Annotated in this window: 9 protein-coding genes and 1 pseudogene; 8 read left to right on the plus strand and 2 right to left on the minus strand. The window is 40.5% G+C overall.

The window, feature by feature from the left end; all coding sequences use genetic code 11:
- A pseudogene (locus tag VB654_RS13155) lies at positions 1 to 336 on the minus strand (ABC transporter); the annotation flags it as partial.
- Between the two features lie 143 nt (positions 337 to 479).
- The gene (locus tag VB654_RS13160; protein WP_323214220.1) at positions 480 to 1,688 is read right to left on the minus strand and encodes an ABC exporter membrane fusion protein; all 1,209 of its coding nucleotides are present in this window, start codon (positions 1,686 to 1,688) and stop codon (positions 480 to 482) included.
- 745 nt (positions 1,689 to 2,433) lie between these two features.
- On the opposite strand from VB654_RS13160, the gene VB654_RS13165 reads away from it, so the two are divergent.
- The 8 genes from VB654_RS13165 to VB654_RS13200 all read left to right on the plus strand — a co-directional run bounded on the left by VB654_RS13165 (position 2,434) and on the right by VB654_RS13200 (position 21,707).
- Positions 2,434 to 3,762, plus strand: coding sequence for a ParB N-terminal domain-containing protein (locus VB654_RS13165; RefSeq protein WP_323214221.1), 1,329 nt, complete (start codon positions 2,434 to 2,436; stop codon positions 3,760 to 3,762).
- 805 nt (positions 3,763 to 4,567) lie between these two features.
- Positions 4,568 to 4,846, plus strand: coding sequence for a hypothetical protein (locus VB654_RS13170; RefSeq protein ID WP_323214222.1), 279 nt, complete (start codon positions 4,568 to 4,570; stop codon positions 4,844 to 4,846).
- A 382-nt stretch (positions 4,847 to 5,228) separates the two neighbouring features.
- On the plus strand, positions 5,229 to 10,085 hold the full coding sequence (locus tag VB654_RS13175) for a polyketide synthase (protein WP_323214223.1): 4,857 nt from the start codon (positions 5,229 to 5,231) through the stop codon (positions 10,083 to 10,085).
- Between the two features lie 158 nt (positions 10,086 to 10,243).
- Positions 10,244 to 11,962 (plus strand): SDR family NAD(P)-dependent oxidoreductase, encoded by a 1,719-nt coding sequence (locus VB654_RS13180; RefSeq protein ID WP_323214224.1) that lies wholly within the window; start codon positions 10,244 to 10,246, stop codon positions 11,960 to 11,962.
- A gap of 160 nt (positions 11,963 to 12,122) precedes the next feature.
- Positions 12,123 to 16,766 carry a PfaB family protein gene (locus tag VB654_RS13185; RefSeq protein ID WP_323214225.1) on the plus strand — a complete coding sequence of 1,548 codons (4,644 nt, stop codon included), beginning with the start codon at positions 12,123 to 12,125 and terminating at the stop codon, positions 16,764 to 16,766.
- A 393-nt stretch (positions 16,767 to 17,159) separates the two neighbouring features.
- Entirely contained in the window at positions 17,160 to 18,833 is a 1,674-nt protein-coding gene (locus VB654_RS13190; RefSeq protein ID WP_323214226.1) for a PfaD family polyunsaturated fatty acid/polyketide biosynthesis protein, read from the plus strand.
- 2 nt (positions 18,834 to 18,835) lie between these two features.
- Positions 18,836 to 20,329, plus strand: a complete 1,494-nt coding sequence (locus tag VB654_RS13195) for a thioester reductase domain-containing protein (RefSeq protein ID WP_323214227.1) — start codon at positions 18,836 to 18,838, stop codon at positions 20,327 to 20,329.
- Positions 20,330 to 20,903: 574 nt separating this feature from the next.
- Positions 20,904 to 21,707 (plus strand): SDR family oxidoreductase, encoded by an 804-nt coding sequence (locus tag VB654_RS13200; protein WP_323214228.1) that lies wholly within the window; start codon positions 20,904 to 20,906, stop codon positions 21,705 to 21,707.
- Positions 21,708 to 21,712: the final 5 nt, after the last annotated feature.

Genomic DNA, 21,712 nt, shown 5'->3' on the forward strand with positions numbered 1-21,712 from the left:
TATGGAATATTTCTCTCCAGTTGCGGGATTTTTTAATTTCGCAAATTGCAAATATATGGGGCTAACTGACTCTACACCATCAAAACCCAAGGTTTGGTATAAACGGCTGCGGGAAAAACTTTGAGTTGCGGTTAAAGATTTATATTGTGAACTAACTAAAAATAGATCACCTTGGAGATTTTGATGCAGTGCGGTAGCACTAGAATAAAGCGCATCTTGAAAGCCTAGTTGAATGAAGGTGAGTAGCACAATAAAAGCAATCCCAGCTACAGCCACGAGAAACCTAACTTTTTGTTGGGCTAGCTGTAGCCATGCTAAAGGAATTTTAAAATTCATGGTTTAATACCATTTGGGATTTTGTTTTGTGGGGACGCAATTTATATGAGGAAAGTACCGCATTGGCGTTAGCCTCTCCCTTTGGGAGAAGGACGCAAAGGAAAGAAGGAAATTTAGCGCAACTATGGTTACGCTAGGTATATTTAGAGTTGAATGGCTACGTCTACTTGTAAGTTTGTTAATCGGGCTACCCGTTGGCTATCTGCGGGGTCGCTGATACTGATTTTTACTTCAACTATTCTGCGGTCTGTATCTGCTGCGGGATTAAGGCTGAAGATGCTTTGTCTGTCAATTTGCCAACCTATTTTGCTGACAGTTCCCTCTATTTTTCCGGAAAAGGCGTTGCTAGTAATGGTTGCTTTTTGGCCTATTTTTACTTTTTGAATGTCAGTTTGATACACTTCGGCAATTACATACATTTGAGATATTTTACCTATCTCAGCAAATCCGTTACTGCTAATTACTTCGCCTGTTTTGGCGTGAATTTTTAAAATTTGACCGTTTATAGGAGATTTGAGGTATGTTAATTCTTGGTCTGCTTGTGCTTGTTTGATAGCAGTTACAGCACTTTTGACTTCAGTTTGTGCCAATTCTACATCAACGGTACGGACTTCGCTAATACTGTTAAGTCTGGCTTTGGCTTCTTTGAGTTGGTCTTGAAGTGTGTTTCGAGTTCGGTTGAGACTGGCTTTGGCTTCTGCCAGCTGCTGTTGTACAGTCTTGAGTTGTAACGCCCTAGTATCTGCGACGGAGGCGGAAACAGCACCGTCTTTGTATAACTGCTGATATCGATTGTTTTCGCTTTGGGCGTTATCTACTTCAGCCTGGATACGATTGATTGTCGCTTGTTGAGCCGCAATGTCTCCTTTTAATTGTGACTCTAAACGGGCGATCGCAGCTCTTTGGGCGGCAATATCTCCGGGTTTAGCTCCAGACTGGACTTGTGCTAGTCTAGCCTTGGCAATTTCTAGTTGATCTAAAGCCTGTTGCAAGGCGGCTGTGGAGCGAGCATAATTTTCTAAATATGCCAATACTTGTCCAGCTTTAACTTCTTCTCCTTCCTTCACCAAGGTTTTTTCAACCCGCACACCGTTGACTGAATTGGGTGCAGACAAATTTGTCACTTCACCGTCAGGTTGCAAACGTCCCAAAGCTGTCACCGCAAGTTTAGCAGGGGTAGCAGTAGGCTGGGGCAAATTCGCTGGAGTAGTCTGAACTTGAGTGCTAAATCGATTTTGTGAAAGGCTGTAAAAAGTTACTAATCCAGTCGCTAAAGTGATAGAAGCTGCCAAAATTATCCGCCACCGACCGAGGGGTTTTGTGAGGAACTGGCGTTCTTTGTTTGCTGCCATATTTTTATTCCAATTGTGCTATGCCAGGGGACAACCTAAATGGCTATATCATTTGAATGCAATAGACTCATCTACAAATTAACCAAGAGCATTTTTCTCTGTAGTTTTATTTCAGTAAATTGAGAGGTCTAATTAGTTCTATATAAATTGTTGTACGCCTGTACAGCCGTCGTTATCAGTTATCAGCAGTCAAGAGACATTATTGGGTTGAGTTATTCCACCACAAGCCTTGTTCACTGTTCACTGATTTCATGGTGGTGTGACTGCAAATCTTTCTTAGTTTTATCCTAGTTTGACACCGAATCAAGTAGTGTAAAATACAATCTGACTAGGATGAAAAGCTAAATTTTAAGATAGTCGAAGCGCTGAGAAAGTTAACTATGAAAAATTCGAGTTAGCTTGTCTTTGAGTATTGCAAATATTGCTGTTTTTGTCAATCTGGTGTTGCTTGGTGTCAAAAGAGGCAGGGGAGCAGGGAGCAGGGAGCAAGGGGGAGTTAGAAATTACTTTAAACTTCCTTACTTACATCAGTTTTCATGTATTTGAACTACATTTGTCGTAGGGGCGCAAGGCCTTGCGCCCCTACCACGTGATCTATTTACCTAAAAATACCTGTAATAACCTGTTTTTTTCTCCCCTGCACCCTGCCCCTTGCCCCCCTGCCTCTTCTTTGACTCGCCATTGAGCATAGTGATGCAATATATTGAGATATTCCTTGGACTGACTGCCCTTAAAAATAGTAATTATGCCTATAGTGTCCATAGACCAAATTCGGATTGGTCGCAACCGCCGTCCGGTTAAGGGCGAAAAGGTGAATGAGTTGAAGGAGTCAATTCGGGCTAATGGTTTATTAAACCCGATTACGGTGGATCAAAAGCTGAATCTGATTGCGGGGCTACATCGTTTGACAGCTTGCAAACTTTTAGGGCTGGAGGCTGTTGAGTGCAATATTGTTAACTATGAAAATTCTGACCAATCCCGTTTAGCGGAAATTGATGAGAATTTGATTCGTAATGAGTTGGAACCTTTGGAGCGTTCGGAACTGTGGTTTGAGCGAGACGAAATCTTAGCACGGATGGGTTTAAGGGCAAAGGTTGGCGATAATCAATATACAGCCAAAGGTGGCGAAACGGTTTCACCACCGTTAAAGCGCACTGTGGAGTTAGCGAAAGAGGTTGGGTATTCTGAACGCACCTTTCAGCACGGTAAGCAGATTGCTAAAAGTATTCATGTAGAGGTGAAAGAAATAATTAAGGGTTCGCCCATTGCTGATAGCCCTACTGCACTACTCAAGGTGGCTAGGGCTGGGAGTAAAGAGCGGATTTTGGCAGAAGAGTCTCAAAAGGCTTGGGAATTAGCCGAGGCGAGAGGAGATGCGGCAGAATCGGCAAAGCAAGCTCAATTGATGCTGGAAGCTAGAGCGCAGCAAAAAGATTTACAGATTTTGGCATACAAAAGTGCTATGGCGCAACGGGAAGCTAAGTTGGCGCAAAAGAAAAGTCAACGTCAACCGGAACCACTCGTTAGTGATGAAATTAAAGTTAAAATTGGTGAAGAATGGATGCTGGGAAGGCATTTAGTGTATTGTGATCGTACTGCTAGTTCAGAATTTAGAAACCTGTTACCATCAAATGCAGCTTTAGCGATCGCTACCCTTTCTCAGACTTGGGAGCATAATTACTTAATAGATGAGGCGCGAGTTGTGGCGGTGTTGCGTTCTGAAGGTCATATTTATAATTTTTATCGCCATAACCAAATGCCTTTTCAATATGAATTAGTTCTAGGTAATCTGTATGTAGGAATTTTTTCTCATCAATCAATATCTCAGCCACAGACATCAATTAATGTTGACGGAGTAGAAGGTATTGTCAACTACTTAATTAATTTGTATACCCATCAGAATAATTTTGTAATTGCTCCCTTTATGGGAAATGGTGAAATTCTCATTGCTTGCGAAAGAATGGGGCGAATTTGTTTTATTGGCGATGAAAATCCCCAATTGGTGAACCGGGGAATCATGCGGTGGCAGAAATGGACTAGTAAACTACCCCATAAAATTGGCTTGGGGTCTTAGAGACTTCCAAATAAAAAAATATCCCGTCGTTTTGAGAGCAGGGGCAGGGAGCGGGGAGCAGGGGGAGTGAGAAATTACTTTAAACTTCCTTACTTAACTACCTTTCGTCTTCTTTGATTCACAAAGTTATTTCTAAATCTGTAACTGCTTTGTCAGACATTACTAGATGCGGTCAAAGTTTAGGCAATTCATCACAAATAGGATTTGTTTATTATGCACTATCTTCCAAATTAATATTTGCTTTATAAATTACCATTGGTTTATATAGGTAGTTTTATTTTAAAAGGGAATCATTTTTTTGGCTTTAATTATGATGTTCTTCTGAAAAATAAGTTTAAATGGCTTGGTATTTTGCAAAAGTGTTAATTAAACTATAACTGGTGACATAAGAGATACGTACTGAGATAAAAAAATGAGATTATGAAGGCAATTTAGCTAAATCATGAAAATAAAATCAAGTTAATTAAAATACTTGTATATCGTGTCTTTTACAAAATTGCTACCAGCAAGAATCTAGTTTATTTATAAAATTACCTTAAACAAATGATTTAGTTTCTGTGAATCATGCTATTGTTTTTATTAATTCAACCCTTTCAAAGCGGCAAGGAAAATTAGTTATTTTGTTCAAATTTGAAAAAGAAAAACTAAACCTGACTGCATTTGCATCACCCTATAAGTGTGTGAGTATTTCTTCAGAAAAATGCATGAATTCAGAATATCGAGGAATGTTTTTTCTGTAACGAAGTTGTCAACTTTTCTGGGTCAAATTGCTTAAAATAAATTATCTTGGAAGCTGAAACTGGCTATGGCATTTATCAAGATTCAGAACGTTGTCATTAACACCAGCTACGTTGCTGCGGTTAGGCTAGATACTCAAACTAGTTTGGGAGAAAAAGGCGTTTCTGTCCTAGTAGCTACTCCTCAGTTTTCCTTGATCCAGTGGGATACGCTCACTGAAAATCTCTATCATTACGAATGGATGGAATTCACTGGTCAAGCAGCTAACGTACTCCAAGACTATTTTTCCAGCTTCAACAACGTGATTGACCTATTGCCTCAATATCAAGAATCGAGTCCTGTATAAGATTATTTCACGAATGCTGGATTCCGAAATTGCCTGGAATTGCTCAAAGCAGCCATTAATTAGGGCGGAAAAACAGTATGTATCGTGTGTGGTTGATTTAGAAACAAGCAGTTTCAGTATATTTCCTCCAACTGAGGTACACAATGGCGGGCTTTCCTGCTGACTCCACAAGATTAATAAAATTAAAATGTGTACTTCGTTTCTTTGTCAGGTGCTATAAACTATACCAGTTCTGCCAAATCAGACTAAATCTGAGTTCTTAATTACGTTCGCGTAGCGTTCCGCAGGAAAGGGAGCATTACGAATTACGAATTAGGAATTACCGTAGCGATCGCCACACAAGCTATCACAATCCACAGAACTTAAGAACAGTATATGCCTTATGTCTGCTTATTCAATTGATACGGCTTTGGCAGAGTTAGAGAGCCTTATCAAAAGTGTTGAGAAAACTTTGATTAGGTCAATAGAGGACAAGAAGTTGAGCAAGGAAACACCAATGTCAGTTAACAAAATTAATAGGAAATTAGCACAAAATCCCATAGCTATTGTCGGGATGGCTTCTCTATTACCTCAAGCTAGAAATTTACGGGAATACTGGCAAAATATCGTTAACAAAATTGATTGTATTACTGATGTCCCGTCCACACATTGGAGCGTCGAAGATTATTACGACCCCAACCCCAGAACCCCTGAAGACAAAACCTACTGTAAAAGAGGTGGGTTTATTCCAGAGGTTGATTTTAACCCAATGGAATTTGGTATTCCTCCCAGCATCTTGGAAGTTACAGATATTTCCCAGCTATTAGGTTTGGTAATTGCTAAAGAAGCAATGGAAGATGCTGGTTATGGTGACTCCCGTGAATTTAGCCGTGAGAAGATTGGAGTCATCTTGGGGGTGGCTATGGCCAAGCAATTGGGAATGCCACTTTCAGCTCGGCTAGAGTATCCTGTTTGGGAAAAAGCACTCAAAAGCAGTGGTATTTCTGATGAAGATACTCAAAAAATTATCGAAAAAATTAAAAGCGCCTATATCAAATGGGATGAAAATGCTTTTCCTGGAATGTTGGCGAATGTGGTGGCGGGAAGAATTGCGAACCGCTTGAATTTTGGTGGGACAAATTGTGTCGTGGATGCGGCTTGCGCTAGTTCCTTTGGTGCTTTGAAAATGGCTATCAGCGAACTGGTGGAACATCGGGCTGATATGATGCTCACAGGTGGTGTTGATACTGACAACACTATCATGGCTTACATTTCTTTCAGCAAAACACCAGCCGTTTCTCCTAGCGAAAACACTAAACCTTTCGATGCTAAATCTGATGGGATGTTGCTGGGTGAAGGTGTTTGTATGTATGTCCTCAAGCGTCTGGAAGATGCGGAACGGGACAATGATAAAATTTATGCCGTAATTAAAGGTATTGGTACTTCTAGTGATGGTCGCTACAAGAGTATTTATGCTCCCCGCAAGGAAGGTCAAGTTAGAGCCTTGGAACGTGCTTATGATGATGCTGACTTTTCTCCGGCGACTGTAGGGTTAATGGAAGCCCACGGGACTGGAACAATGGCTGGCGACCCCACCGAGTTCAGTTCTTTAAGAGACTACTTTAGTCAGCATGATTCCCAAAAACAGCATATCGCTTTGGGGAGTGTAAAATCTCAAATTGGACATACCAAAGCGGCGGCTGGTGCTGCAAGTTTGATTAAAACAGCTTTGGCACTGCATCACAAAGTTTTACCCGCAACCATCAATATTACTGAACCAAATCCTAAGCTGGATATCAAAAATTCATCATTTTATTTGAATACCCAAACTAGACCTTGGATTCGGGCGGAAGGTGAAGCACCAAGACGGGCTGGGGTAAGTTCTTTCGGTTTTGGTGGAACAAATTATCACGTGGTTTTAGAAGAATACGAAACTGAAAAAAATCTTCCCTACCGTTTACACAGTACAGCTCGTGAGGTGTTGCTATTTGCGAATAGTCCCGCACAACTGTTGAGTAAATGTGAAGAAACTTTCAATCAGTTACAGTCAGCCGATGGTGAAGGACACTTTGCTGCATTAGTGAAAGAATGTCAATCAGTGGAGATTCCCCAGGTTGCAGCTAGAGTTGGGTTTGTGGCTGAGAATCTCCAAGAAGCTTGTAAGTTGATGCAGGTTAGTATTGACTGGCTGAAACACAAGGCTTCTGCAACATCTTGGGAACATCCTCAAGGTATTTATTATCGTTCCTCTGGGATGGAGTTGGGCGGAAAGGTTGTTTCTCTATTTTCTGGACAGGGTTCGCAATACCTGGAAATGGGGCGAGAATTGGTAATGAACTTTCCTACCATGCGCCGTTTGCATGGCTGTATGGATAGTTTGCTACTCAAAGATAATTTGCAACCAGTTTCAGAAATTGTCTTTCCCCATCCGGTGTTTGATGAGGCAGAAAAAAATGCCCAAATTGCTGCACTGCAACGCACAGAATACGCTCAACCTGCCATTGGGGTATTTAGCGCTGGTTTGTATTCTATATTGCAACAAGCGGGATTTAAATCTGATTTTGTGGCGGGACACAGCTTTGGCGAACTAACAGCTTTATGGGCTGCGGGGGTTTTGAGTGAAGCAGATTATTTGTTTCTAGTGAAGTCTAGAGGTCAAGCGATGGCTGCGCCAGAAGACCCAGACCATGATGCTGGGAGTATGTTGGCGGTGAAGGAAGAAATTAGTAAGGTTGCGGTGGTGTTGCGGAATTATCCCCAAGTTACCATTGCTAACTTTAATTCTCCCACACAAATTGTTTTGGCAGGGCCGACGGCAGAAATCGCTAAGGTGAGACAAGCTTTACAGGAACAAGGTTGTACTGCGGTGGTGTTACCTGTGTCTGCTGCTTTCCACACGCCGTTAATTGCTTTTGCTCAAAAATCCTTTGCGATCGCCACTAAATCTGTTAAATTCAATCAGCCTCAAATTCCTGTCTTCACCAACGTTACAGGTAAACCCTATCCCCAAGAAGCCCAAGCAATTCAGAAAATTCTGGAAACTCACCTGTCTAATTCGGTGATGTTTAAACAGGAAATTGAAAATATCTATGCTGCGGGTGGCTATTGCTTTGTGGAATTTGGTCCCCGGCGGATTTTGACCAACTTGGTAAAAGATATTTTAGGCGATCGCCCACATCTTACCATCTCATTGAACCCCAGCACTCAAAAGAACAGCGATCGTTCCTTGCGAGAAGCGGCTGTACAGTTGCGTGTAGTGGGCTTATCTTTGAAAAACCTCGATCCGTATCAAGTAGAACCTGCACTACCACCAGTGGAGAAGAAGAAGGCGATAAATGTGCGTTTAAACGGCATGAACTATGTGTCCGAAAAAACCAAGAATGCCTTTCCTGAAGCTTTGCGGAACGGACATCAAGTAAGTTTACCAATGACTTCCACACCGGACTTTTCGGAAGTTGTAGCCAGCACACCACCAGTTAAAGAACATACCACTAATGGACGTGTTGCCCATCCTATCGATAGTCTGCCCGAATTTTCACATAAATCTACTAATACTGCACCGCAGCCTCAAATGAATCCTGTGATTCTTCCGACTGCAATAGCCCAGGAGACAAAGATGCAACCAACACCAGAAAAACCTGTAAATTACCAACGGGCGTTAGAAAGTTTAGAATATCTGCTGACACAGTTCCAGCAAAATCAAACCGAAAATCTGCAAGTCCACGGGACTTATCTGCAACATCAGATGGAATACACCAAAGCGTTTTTCCAATTGATGCAGCAACAGAACGCTGTGTTTGCCAACAGCAAATCTAACGATGAATCAGCACAACTTCAGCTAGTTGTCAAAGAAAGTGTAGAACGGGGAATGATGCAGTTTCACAGCCAACAAGGTGAAACCCTACGCATCCATGAGCAATATCTTGTAGAACAGTTAGAATACGCCAAGAAGTTTTTCCAACTTATCCAACAAGAATATTCTCAAATCATTTCCACTCAGGTAACAACTCAGCCCACAGAGACACTAGCACCAGCGCCTGTAGCAGTAACACCAGCCCCTGTAGTTGAAACAGTACCTGAACCTGTAGCAGTAACACCAGCCCCTGTAGTTGAAACAGCACCTGAACCTGTAGCAGTAACACCAGCCCCTGTAGTTGAAACAGCACCAGCACCTGTAGCAGTAACACCAGCCCCTGTAGTTGAAACAGCACCTGAACCTATATCTGCACCTAAAATTGACTTAGCCGACTTAGGTAATAACTTATTAGCCATCACCAGTGATAAAACTGGCTATCCAGTTGAGATGCTGGAAATGGAAATGGATATGGAGGCTGATTTAGGAATTGACTCCATCAAACGGGTAGAAATATTGGGCGCGATGCAAGATAAGTACCCTAATTTACCCCAACCCAATATTGAAGAACTGGGAGACCTCCGCACCATTGGTCAAATAGTTGATTATCTCCAAAAGCTGGCTGCTGGAGGTGAAAAAAAAAAGTCTCAGCGGTCGTTTAGTTACCAGCCAGTCCAGGTAATAGAGGGTGTGACACGGCGACCAGCTAAACTGCAATTCCTCCCACCACCGGATAGTTTAGATTTTGCTTTACCAGAGGGACACGTGAGTGTAATTACTGACGATGGTTCCCTCACCACCTCCAAATTAGCTCAAACTTTAAGCGAACGAGGCGGGAAAGTGGTAATTTTAAGTTTCCCCCCATCTATCGTTCCTCAACAATCGTCTTTACCAGTCGGAGTGAATCGCGTAGTTCTCGCAGATATGACCGAAGAATTACTCCAACATAAATTATCTGCGATCGCGACTCACTTCGGCAACATTGGTGCATTCATTCATATTCATCCAGTATTTCAGAGAAATCAGACACCTGCTTACTTAGAACAAGAAAAAGCCATTGTCAAGCACGTGTTCTTCATAGCCAAACATCTCAAGCAAACTCTCAATGAAGTGGCGGGTTATGAACGCAGTTGTTTCTTAACTGTCAACCGTTTAGATGGTGCTTTTGGCTTAGAACATAACATCAACTTCGGAGTGATTGGTGCTGGATTATTTGGATTAACCAAATCTCTAAAGTGGGAATGGCCAAAAGTCTTTACTCGCGCCATTGACTTAAGTCCAGCTATCAATCCCCAACAGTCAGCAGAACATATTATCGCTGAACTGCACGACCCCAATAATTATATCAGCGAAGTTGCTTACGGTTCCCAAGGACGCGTAACCTTAGTTGCTTCTTTCGAGAAGTAACGTTAATGAGGGAGGTATAACCATATCTCCCTCTGCGTTTCAGGATTATTTTTTGTCTCACGCAAAGGCGCAAAGACGCAAAGAAGAAAGAACACTAAGTCTCATCTCTCTGTGTACTCTGCGTCTCTGTGGTTAGTTCCTCTTTAATCATAAAAAATATGACTACACAAACTCAAGTTCGCCCTTCATCAGTTTTTGTTGTCAGTGGTGGTGCAAAAGGGATTACAGCCCAATGTGCAATTAAAATGGCGCAGCACCAACCTTGTAAATTTATTCTCCTTGGTCGTTCCGAGCTTTTAGAAATTGAACCAGCATTTGCTCAAGATTGTATCGAAGAACCAGCCTTAAAGAAACGCATCATGGAAAATCTTCTGTCTCAAGGAGAAAAACCAACTCCTATGAGTGTACTGAAGATATATAACAAAATCGTTTCCAGTCGAGAAATTAAAAAAACCTTAGCAAGTATCCAAGAAACAGGCGCTCAAGCCGAATATATTAGTGTAGATGTCACAAATGTTGCAGATTTACAGCAAAAATTAGCGGCTGTAGGTGCAATCACTGGGATTATCCACGGGGCGGGAAATTTAGCTGATAAGCTGATTGAAAAGAAGACAGACCAGGATTTTGAAAAGGTTTACACAGCTAAGGTGCAGGGATTAGAAAATCTCTTGACTTGTGTGAACCTTGAGCAACTCCAGCATTTAGTATTGTTCTCCTCCGTAACTGGATTTTACGGCAATATTGGACAATCTGATTATGCGATCGCTAACGAAATTCTCAATAAATCTGCCCATTTAATTAAGCAAAATCATCCTCAGTGTCATGTAGTCGCCATTAACTGGGGTGCTTGGGATAGTGGGATGGTGTCACCAGAACTAAAAAAAGCGCTTGCAGAAAGGGGATTTGATATTATTCCTGTGGATGCGGGTACACAAATGTTAGTTAACGAATTGCACCCAGCCCATAATGACACTGCACAAGTTGTCATTGGTAGTCCATTGGTTCCCCCAACTATAGAATTAGATTCCCAACTCCGGACTCATCGCATCCGTCGCCAGATGAAACTGGAAGCGAATCCCTTTTTATATGACCATGCAATAGCAGGTTCTCCCGTATTACCTGCTACCTGTGCAATGACATGGATAATTAATTGCTGTGAGGAAATGTATCCCGGTTATCGATTATTCAATTACACAGATTTCAAAGTTTTAAAGGGAATTACCTTTAACCATAACTTAGCCAAAGAACATATTCTCGATATAGAAGAAGTTGAAAAAATCAACGCCGAAAAAATTGTCATTAAAGCTAAAATCTGGAGTAAAAACCCAGCCGGAAAAACCCATTATCATTTTAGCGCTCAACTCAACCTGCATAGAGTAATTCCTAACTCTCCTACTTATGCAGCTATCAATCTAAATTCAGATAACATCATTAGCACCACAGGCAAAGATTTCTATCAAAATGGTGGGGCGACATTATTTCACGGCCCTTCATTTCAAGAAGTGCAAAGAGTTTTAAATATTACCCCTGAAAAAATTACCACAGAATGTTTGTGGACAGAAATCAGTCCTCAAAAACAAGGACAATTCCCCGTTAAATGGGTGAATCCTTATACAACAGACTTAAGTATGCACGCCTTATGGATATGGACACAACACTTTCATCAAGAAGGTTGCTTACCAGGAAAAGTAGAGAAATTTGAACAATTTGCCCCTACTCCACACAATGAACCATTTTATGTTTCTTGTGAAATAAAAGCGAAGACTCCGAGTAGTGCGATCGCAGATTTTATTATACACGATAATCAGGGAAAAATATACTCTCAAATGCTAGGCGCTCATGCCATTATTTGGTCAATGAAACAACTGAGAAATTAATTGCACCAGACGCAGAGGCGCAGAGAGAGGAGGTTTATTCTCTTGGCGCTCTTGGCGTACTTGGCGGTTCGTATATTGCATTTCATTCACATTCTCAAATTTGGGGAACAGCGTAAATCCTGCCTTCTTTTAATACCCCAAAACTGTCGAGGATATAACAATGCAAAAAATAGCCATCATCGGATTATCCAGCCTATTTCCCGATGCTAAAAACCCTGACGAATTTTGGCAAAATCTTGTTTCCCAAAAAGATGCCACATCATCAGCAACCATCGCCGAAATTGGCGTAGATCCCACTATTTTTTACAACCCAGTTAAAGGCACACCAGATAAAACATATTCCCTCAAAGGTGGCTACATTCGAGACTTTGAATTTGATGCTTCTGAATACAACCTCCCCTCAGAATTAATTGCAGGTTTAGACGACAGCTTCAAATGGTCATTATATGCAGCCAAACAAGCCATTAAGAATAGTGGCTACTGGGGAAAGCAAAACCTCCTTGCTAAATGTGGTGTAATTCTGGGTAATCTTTCCTTCCCAACCAGACTTTCCCATCAATTATTCTCCCCTATTTATCAGCAAGCGATCGCACCTGCTGTTAAAGAACTTTTGCAGCATGAAAACTTTGATTTAGCTGGTTTACCCATAACAACCAAAGCATCTGTTTACAATGCGATGATTTCCGGCTTACCAGCATCAATAGTTGCTCAAGCCTTATCATTATCTAGAATTAACTTATGTCTAGATGCGGCTTGTTCATCTTCATTTTATGCGATCAAGTTAGCCTCTCATTACCTATCATCCCATAAAGCTGACATGATGTTAGCCGGAGCCATCAGTTGTGCAGACTCATTATTTGTGCGAATGCTCTTTTCTGGTGTCCAAGGCTTTGCAGAAGACGGTACAAGTCGCCCTCTAGATAAGACATCCAGAGGCTTGATTCCCGGTGATGGTGTAGGAATGGTAGTCCTAAAAAGATACACCGATGCTATCAGAGATAATGACAATATTCTCGCCACAATTTGCGGTAATGGACTCTCCAACGATGGTAAAGGTAAGCACTTACTTAGCCCCAATACCAAAGGACAAGTTCTCGCCTTTGAACGAGCTTATAACGAAGCTCAAATCAGTCCTCAAAGCATCGACTATTTAGAATGTCATGCTACCGGGACATTATTAGGCGATACCACCGAACTCAACTCCATAGCTACCTTTTTCGGACAACATCAAGCCTCACCTTTAGTCGGTTCTGCTAAAGCCAACGTCGGGCATTTATTAACTGCTGCTGGGATGGTAGGCTTGACAAAAGTAATTCTGAGTATGTCTCAGAACATCATTCCACCTACCATTAATGTTGATGTCCCCTTAGCCTCAGACAATAATGTTATTTCCAGTGATAATATTGTCAGAAAAGCTACGACTTGGCCTAACAACAATACACCCATTAAACGAGCAGCTATCAGTGCCTTTGGTTTTGGCGGTACTAATTCCCACTTAATTCTTGAACAAGGAAATACAGCCCCAGATATAAACTCAAATGCACCTGTAGAACAGGCTAAAGTCGCTATTGTCGGTATGGATGCCTTTTTCGGTGGTTGTAACGGATTAGATGCCTTTGAGCGCAGTATTTACGAAGGAAAACAGCATTTTATTCCTCTACCCCCTTCCAGATGGCAAGGTATAGACGAGCAAACAGACTTACTGCAAGAGTATGGTTTAGAGGATGGTAAACCACCAATTGGAGCATACATCCAAGACTTTGACATTGATACTTTAGCTTGTAAGGTTCCTCCCAATGAAGTTGAAAAACTCAATCCTCAACAACTATTACTATTAAAAGTTGCTAACCGTGCTGTTGAAGATGCAGGACTAAAAGAAGGTGGAAATGTCGCAGTAATTGTAGCGGCAGAAACCGAACTTTCTGTACATCAGCTACAACAACGATGGGATTTATCTTGGCAGGTAAAAGAAGGCTTATTAGAGGATAATATCTCTTTACCAGATGCAGAACTTTCCCAGCTAGAAAGCATAGTTAAAGATAGCATCCATCATCCTGTTGAAACCAGCGAGTATGTCAGTCACATCGCCAATATTATGGCAGGTAGAATTTCTGCTTTATGGAACTTCACAGGCCCCGCTTTCACAATGACGGCTGGTGAAAACTCTGCTCTTAAAGCCTTAGAAGTAGCACAAATGTTACTAGCATCTGGAGAAGTCGAGGCTGTAGTTTTAGGTGCAATTGATTTGGCTGGAGGTGTAGAAAATGTCTTATTACGCAGTCAATTAGCCAAAATCAATCAAGGCATCAATACCTTAAGTTTTGACGAAAATGCCGATGGTTGGATGGTCGGAGAAGGTGCTGGTGCAGTTGTCCTCAAGCGTCATGACACGGCTCAACAAGAAAACCACAAAATATATGCTGTACTGGATGCCGTCAGTTTTGCAGCAGCCACAAATAATGCTTGTCAGCAAGCTTTTGAAATCGCCAAAATTCAACCCCAAGAAGTTAACTATGTAGAGGTTTTTGGTAGTGGTATTCCTCAACAAGATGAAGCCGAAATCACCGGGTTATTACAGGCTTATCCTCAAACTGGAAATGGTCTGCAATGTGCCATTGGTAGCGTCAAGGCTAATATAGGTCATACATACACAGCATCAGGAATTGCCAGCTTAATCAAAACTGCTCTTTGTCTCTATTACAGATACATTCCCGCGACTCCTAAATGGTCTGGTGCAAAGACTCCACAAAAATGGTCAGGTAGTCCCTTCTATGTCGCTACAGAGTCTAGACCTTGGTTTGTCGATAAAGGTGGTACACGTCGTATAGCCGCTATCAATAGCATAGGTATAGACGAGACTTATGCTCACGTCATCTTATCCGAAGACCCAGACCAAGAAGAACGTGACAGTAGGTATTTACAGCAAATGCCTTTTCATCTGTTCCCCGTAGCAGCTGAAAGTCAAAACAATCTACAAGAGGTTTTAAATAATCTCGAAAAAACTATTGCAGATAGTTCTTGTTTATCAACTACAGCCAGTCAAACCTTTACAACTTTTCAAGAGCATTCTGAAAGTAAATATGCTCTCGCAATTACTGGACGTAACAAAAAAGAACTCCTCAAACAAATTGATGCTGCACGTAAAGGTGTAAATACAGCCTTTGAAAAAAGTACAGACTGGTTAACACCATTAGGTAGTTACTTTACAACCAAACCCCTGGGTAAAACCGCAAATGTTGCTTATGTTTATCCAGCCGCCGTTAATTCCTACATTGGTATTGGTCGGACAGTTTTCCGCTTATTTCCCAAAGTCTTTGAAGACTTAAAGAGTAATAACCTCTATAACCGTGCTGCTGATGTAGAGAAACTGGTTTATCCTCGCAGCTTCCCCAAACTCGCCACTAGACAACTAGAAACCCTCGAAAAAGAATTGTTAGATGATTCCTTGGGGATGTTTGAAAGTGAAATCGCCTTCGCCAGATACATGACAGCGATTTTCCGAGACGATTTTCAAGTTAAACCAAAATGCGTCTTTGGCTATAGCTTAGGTGAAACCAGCATGATGGTAGCCCAAGGAGTTTGGAGTGACTTTGAAGGCGGAAGTAATACCCTCAACTCATCACCTTTATTTGGCGATAAATTATCAGGCGCTAAAAATGCAGTGCGCCAGTATTGGGGCTTAACAAATAACACAGAATCACAAGATGATAACTTCTGGGCGACTTATGTCCTCATGGCGAAACCTTCCCAAGTAGAAGAATGTTTAAAACATGAGTCACAAGTTTATTTAACTCAAATCAACACACCAGAAGAAGTCTTAATTGCTGGAGAAAAAACAGCTTGTCAGAGAATTATTAAAACTTTAGGTTGTAATTCTTTTCCCGCACCCTTCGACCATGTAATTCATTGTGAAGCCATGCGGTCAGAATACGAAGAAATAGCCAAAGTTAATAGCTTACCTACTCAAGACTTACCAGACATCACATTTTACTCAGCCGCCGAGTACCAACCCATCAAACTTGATAGAGAGGTTATAGCTAACAGCATAGCCACCGGACTTTGCCAACAGCTAGATTTTCCCCAATTAGTCAACCGTGTCTATGACGATGGCGTAAAAATATTTGTTGAAGCTGGCGCGGGTGGAGTTTGTTCTCGATGGATTAGCAAAATTCTAGAAAACAAAGAACACATTACCGTATCTCTCAATCGTAGAGGTATGGATGACCACACATCAATGGTCAAAGCCTTAGCAAAACTTGTTAGTCATCGGGTGAAATTAGATTTATCACCTCTGTACAATCTCAGTACAGCCACAACCAAACAACACAAATTAACTCTCAGAACAATCACCTTGGGCGGTAAATCAATTGCAGGTGCAATTTTAAGCGAAGAAAATCGTGAATACTTCCAAAATATCGCCAGCAACCTCAACAATTATCGGGTAGAAAAACTGCATCAAAACATACCATTTACCAGCGAATTAGACAATATTAATTCTCCAATCCAGCCAGCCGAATACCCAACAAAAAATATCATGGGACACGGTTTTGAGTTTCCAGAAGAATTACAATCTTCTGAGTCAACAATTCTGGCATCTCCAGCTACAAATCATCAACTTGATAACACAATTAGAATGCTTGAATTGAACAAAACTCAGTACAAACAACTGAGCGATAACAATTACTTAATAACTCAAAATCACACTGCCTTCCTGCAAGCCAGAAAAGATTTTAGTAAACAGATGAGCGAAATCATTCAATTACAGCTAGTTTGTGCCGAAAACTTATTGAATGAAGAATCATAGATGGTCAGTATGAATTAGTTAAGTAGAGCAGCAGGAATAATTCAATGTTTGTAGTAAGGACTTTAGTCCTTATTTGAGGGCTGTAGCCCTCACTACGAAACAATCTCAATATTTTTACATTACTTAATGTACTTTGATTTATTCTCGCCTACTTACTTATCTCACGCAGAGGCGCAGAGGCGCAGAGAGTAAGAGATGAGAGTAACACTCTAATTCAGCAATGCCAAACATCACTAGCTAAATATACAAATCTCACTCATCACCTAAATTCTTCCTTTCTTCTTTCTTCCTTTGTGTCCTTTGCGTTCTTTGCGGTTCGTTAAAAAAAAAGACCTCTGACAACACAAACAGAATTACTACAACCCCCCATTAACAAACTGAGGTATAACCACCGTGATTCCTGTAGACACACTACCAGATCAACACAATAATAGCCTAAAATTCCCCATTAATTCCCACACTCAAAACCTCACTTGGAAAGGTGCATTAGATAGCATATCTTTCCAGGAATCAGTCATCAAAAACAAACTACTAACATTAGATAAACCCTGCTACATCCTTAAAATTGCCGGAAAAATCGGTGTTACAAACGAAGGCTATTTATGCCCTCCAGAAAATAACACCACAGTACAAACCGAACTTCTTACCTTTGTTCCTCCAATCAATCTACAACAATTAGGAGACTCAAACTTCCTAGCTGCACATGGCGTAAAATATGCCTATGTTACCGGTGCAATGGCTGGCGGAATAGCCTCCGAAGAAATGGTAATTGCATTAGGAAAAGCCAAAATTTTGAGTTCATTTGGTGCAGGTGGCTTACCTCCAGAACGTTTAGAAACAGCCATTAAAACCATTCAAGCAGCATTACCTCATGGCCCCTACGCCTTCAATTTAATTCACAGCCCTAACGACATGGCTATTGAACGCCGTGCTGTGAACTTATACCTCAAATATCAAGTAAGAACCGTAGAAGCTTCAGCATTTTTAGATTTAACCCCCAACATAGTTTATTACCGTGTTGCCGGACTAAGTTTAAATGATGCCAATCAAATTGAAATCAAAAACAAAGTCATTGCCAAAGTTTCGCGGCGAGAAGTAGCGAGTAAATTTCTCCAACCAGCACCAGCCAGAATCCTGAAAGAATTACTGGAACAAGGATTAATTACTGATTTACAAGCCAAACTTGCAACTAAAGTCCCGATGGCTGATGATATCACCGTCGAAGCTGATTCTGGCGGACATACAGATAATCGTCCTTTAGTCTGTTTATTGCCTTCTATTATTAGTTTGCGGAATGAAATTCAAGAACAATTTCGATATCAACAACCAATTAGAATTGGAGTAGCTGGCGGAATTGCTACGCCTCAATCAGCCTTAGCAGCTTTTATGATGGGTGCGGCTTACATCATGACTGGTTCAATTAATCAATCCTGCATTGAATCTGGAGCTTGTAATCATACTAAAAAATTATTAGCTCAAGCTGAAATGGCTGATATGATAATGGCTCCAGCCGCCGATATGTTTGAAATGGGCGTGAAACTGCAAGTCCTCAAACGCGGCACAATGTTTCCCATGCGGGCGCAAAAGTTGTATGAATTGTACCGTAACTATAACTCAATTGAAGAGATTCCCCAGGCAGAAAGAGAGAAATTAGAAAAGCAAATTTTTCGCAAAACTCTAGCCGAAGTCTGGGAAGGAACAGCCAGCTATTTATCCCAGAAAAATCCTGAGAAACTAGGCAAAGCAGTTAATAATCCGAAGCTGAAAATGGCGTTAATTTTTCGCTGGTATTTAGGATTATCTTCTCGTTGGTCTAGTTCGGGGGAAAAAGGTAGAGAAGTTGATTATCAAATTTGGTGTGGCCCCGCAATGGGTAGTTTTAATGATTGGGTGCGCGGTTCTTATTTAGCTGAACCAGATAATCGTCGAGTAGTTGATGTTGCTCATCACATCATGACTGGAGCAGCATTTTTATATCGCATTCAAAGCTTGACAATTCAAGGAATGCAAATACCCGATGATTACAGTCAGTATTGCCCAGATTATGCTCAATTATTGGAGATGTAAAAATGACTATTAAACAAGCTTATAGTGCCGCAGATATTCAAGCATGGTTGGTGAATAACCTAGCTGAGTTAATCGATGTAGAAATTGATGAAATAGACATCAACGAAAATTTAGAAACCTATGGTTTAGATTCCGCGCAAGCGATGACTTTAGTCAGCAAATTAGAAAACCTGTTAGGATTTCAACCAGCTCCGGTTCTATTATGGCACTACCCTAATATTGCATCTCTTTCTCAGCGTTTAGCTGAGGAATTACAAGAAGGTCTACAGGTTCAAGATGGTCAAATCAACTCTTCAGTTGTAAATTTGGCGGCTGAAGTTGTACTTGATGCTACTATTGATCCTAGTAATGCAGTTAGTATGTCTGTGGATGAACCTAAGCATATCTTTTTAACTGGAGGAACGGGTTTCTTAGGTGCTTTCATTATCAGAGAATTACTACAAGAAACCGATGCGGATATCTATTGCTTAGTCCGGGCTGCTAATGTAGAAGAAGGCAAAAGTAAACTACAAAAGAATTTAGAACAGTATGCAATTTGGGATGAGAAATTTAATTCTCGACTGATTGCTATCGTTGGTGATTTAGCCCAACCCCTTTTAGGTATTGATTCTGAACAATTCCAAATTTTAGCGAGCAATATTGATGTCATTTATCATAGTGCGGCTTTGCTAAATTATGTTTATCCCTATTCAGCCCTGAAAACAGCCAATGTTTTAGGAACTCAAGAGGTTTTAAGATTAGCTTGTCAGACCAAAGTTAAGCCTTTGCATTATGTTTCCAGTGTGGCTATTTTTGAATCAAGTGTTTATGCTGGTCATTTAGTGGAAGAACAGGATGATTTTAATCATTGGGAAGGGATTCATCTGGGTTATTCTCAGACTAAATGGGTGGCAGAAAAATTAGTTAAGGTTGCTCGTGATAGAGGCTTACCCGTAACTATTCACAGACCACCGTTAATTTCAGGAGATAGCAAAACAGGTATTTGTAATACCCATGATTTTATCAATTTGATGACTAAAGGCTGTTTACAAATGGGCAGCTTCCCTGATGTAGATTATATGTTGGATATGTCCCCTGTGGATTATGTCAGCAAATCTGTTGTTTACTTATCAAGACAGAAAGAATCCATTGGTAAGGCATTCCATTTACAACATCCGCAACCGATTTCTTTAAAAGATTTAGTTGAATGGGTGCGGTCTTTTGGTTATCCGGTAGAGATGATTCCCTACGAACAATGGCAATCAGAGTTAATCAATAATGTCTCTTCTGTAGAGAATCCTTTGTACACCCTGCGTCCTTTTTTACTAGAACGCTGGTCTGATGAACAAGTAACTATTCCTGATTTATATTTGCAAGCTAGAAGACCAACAATTAGCTGTCAGGCAACCCTGAAAGCCCTCTCAGGTAGTTCTATTGTTTGTCCACCAATTGATTCTAAATTATTGATGACTTACACTTCATACTTGGTTCAAACTGGTTTCTTGACTCTTGCTTAATTTGTTTTCTGGAAAAGAAACCTCAAATCTACCTGATACTATTTATTTCCTTCTTCATTCGTGTTCTGTGCGTATATTTACGTGATTTTGCATAAATAATGAACTAAAAGGAGGAAGTATATTTTGTAGAGACGTTTCATGAAACGTCTCTATTTTATTGTATCTATAAGGTAGTTGAATTGTTTAAATTTACTATACAATTATAGTAATTAGGTAAAATGGTGTTATTAATAAATACATCAATATAAATTAGTTATTAAAACTTAAATATAAACTTTTATTGATGTATAATAATAATTATTATGCATGAATATTTATTTTAAAAGCTACATAAATATAAAGTAGTTATTAAAATTTCAATATCAAGGAATCTCGGTGGTTGTCAATTTCTACAAATGCGTAAGACCTGGCTAAACCCTGTAATTTCTTGAAAAACTGATCATACAAGAATTTACAAGGGTAATAAACAACAAGAAGTTTAGTAGTTTCAACCGAAACTATCAAACGGTAAATTACGAAAAGCCACAATCAATGTCAGGCTGACCAAGTAAATTGATTTCACCAATCTTCTAAAATGAACACAACCAAACAAGTTCAGCACAAACAAACAGTTCTTATTACTGGGGCGGCGGGTGGTATTGGCTACGAACTAGCATCTATTTTCGCTGCTCATAATTACAATTTGGTGTTAGTAGACCGAATTGGGTTAAAATTAAAAGAAATTGCTATAAAATTTCAAGCAGAATTTGGCAATTCGGTGACAACTATTGTCAAGGATTTATCTATACCTTCATCTCCTCAAGAAATTTTTGCAGAGTTGCAAGCAGCAAATATTCATGTTGATGTATTGGTAAATAATGCCGGATTTGGAATTTATGGATTATTTAATGAAACAGACCTGACCTCTGAATTGGAAATGCTGCAACTAAATGTGGTGTGTCTTACCCATTTAACTAAGCTATTCCTCAAGGATATGGTCAAGGAAGGCTATGGCAAAATATTAAATGTTTCTTCAGCTGCGGCTTTTCAACCAGGCCCATTGATGGCGGTTTATTTTGCTACTAAGGCTTATATTTTATCATTTTCCGAGGCGATCGCTAACGAATTAGAAGGTACAGGTGTCACGGTGACGGTGCTTTGTCCAGGTTCAACTGAGTCGGCCTTTCATGAACGCACGGGAATGGCAGATTCTAAACTACTGAAGGGTAAAAGAATGATGGATGCTGCCACAGTCGCTAAAATCGGTTATGCTGCTTTAATGAAAGGCCAAACCATTGTGATTCCTGGTCTGATAAATCAAATCCTAGCAAAAAGCGTCAGCTTTACACCTAGAAAATTAGTAACAAAAATTGTCAGAAATATGCAAGAGGATAATTGACCTCA

It is taken from the genome of Nodularia sp. UHCC 0506 (assembly GCF_034931045.1).
Lineage (GTDB): Bacteria > Cyanobacteriota > Cyanobacteriia > Cyanobacteriales > Nostocaceae > Nodularia.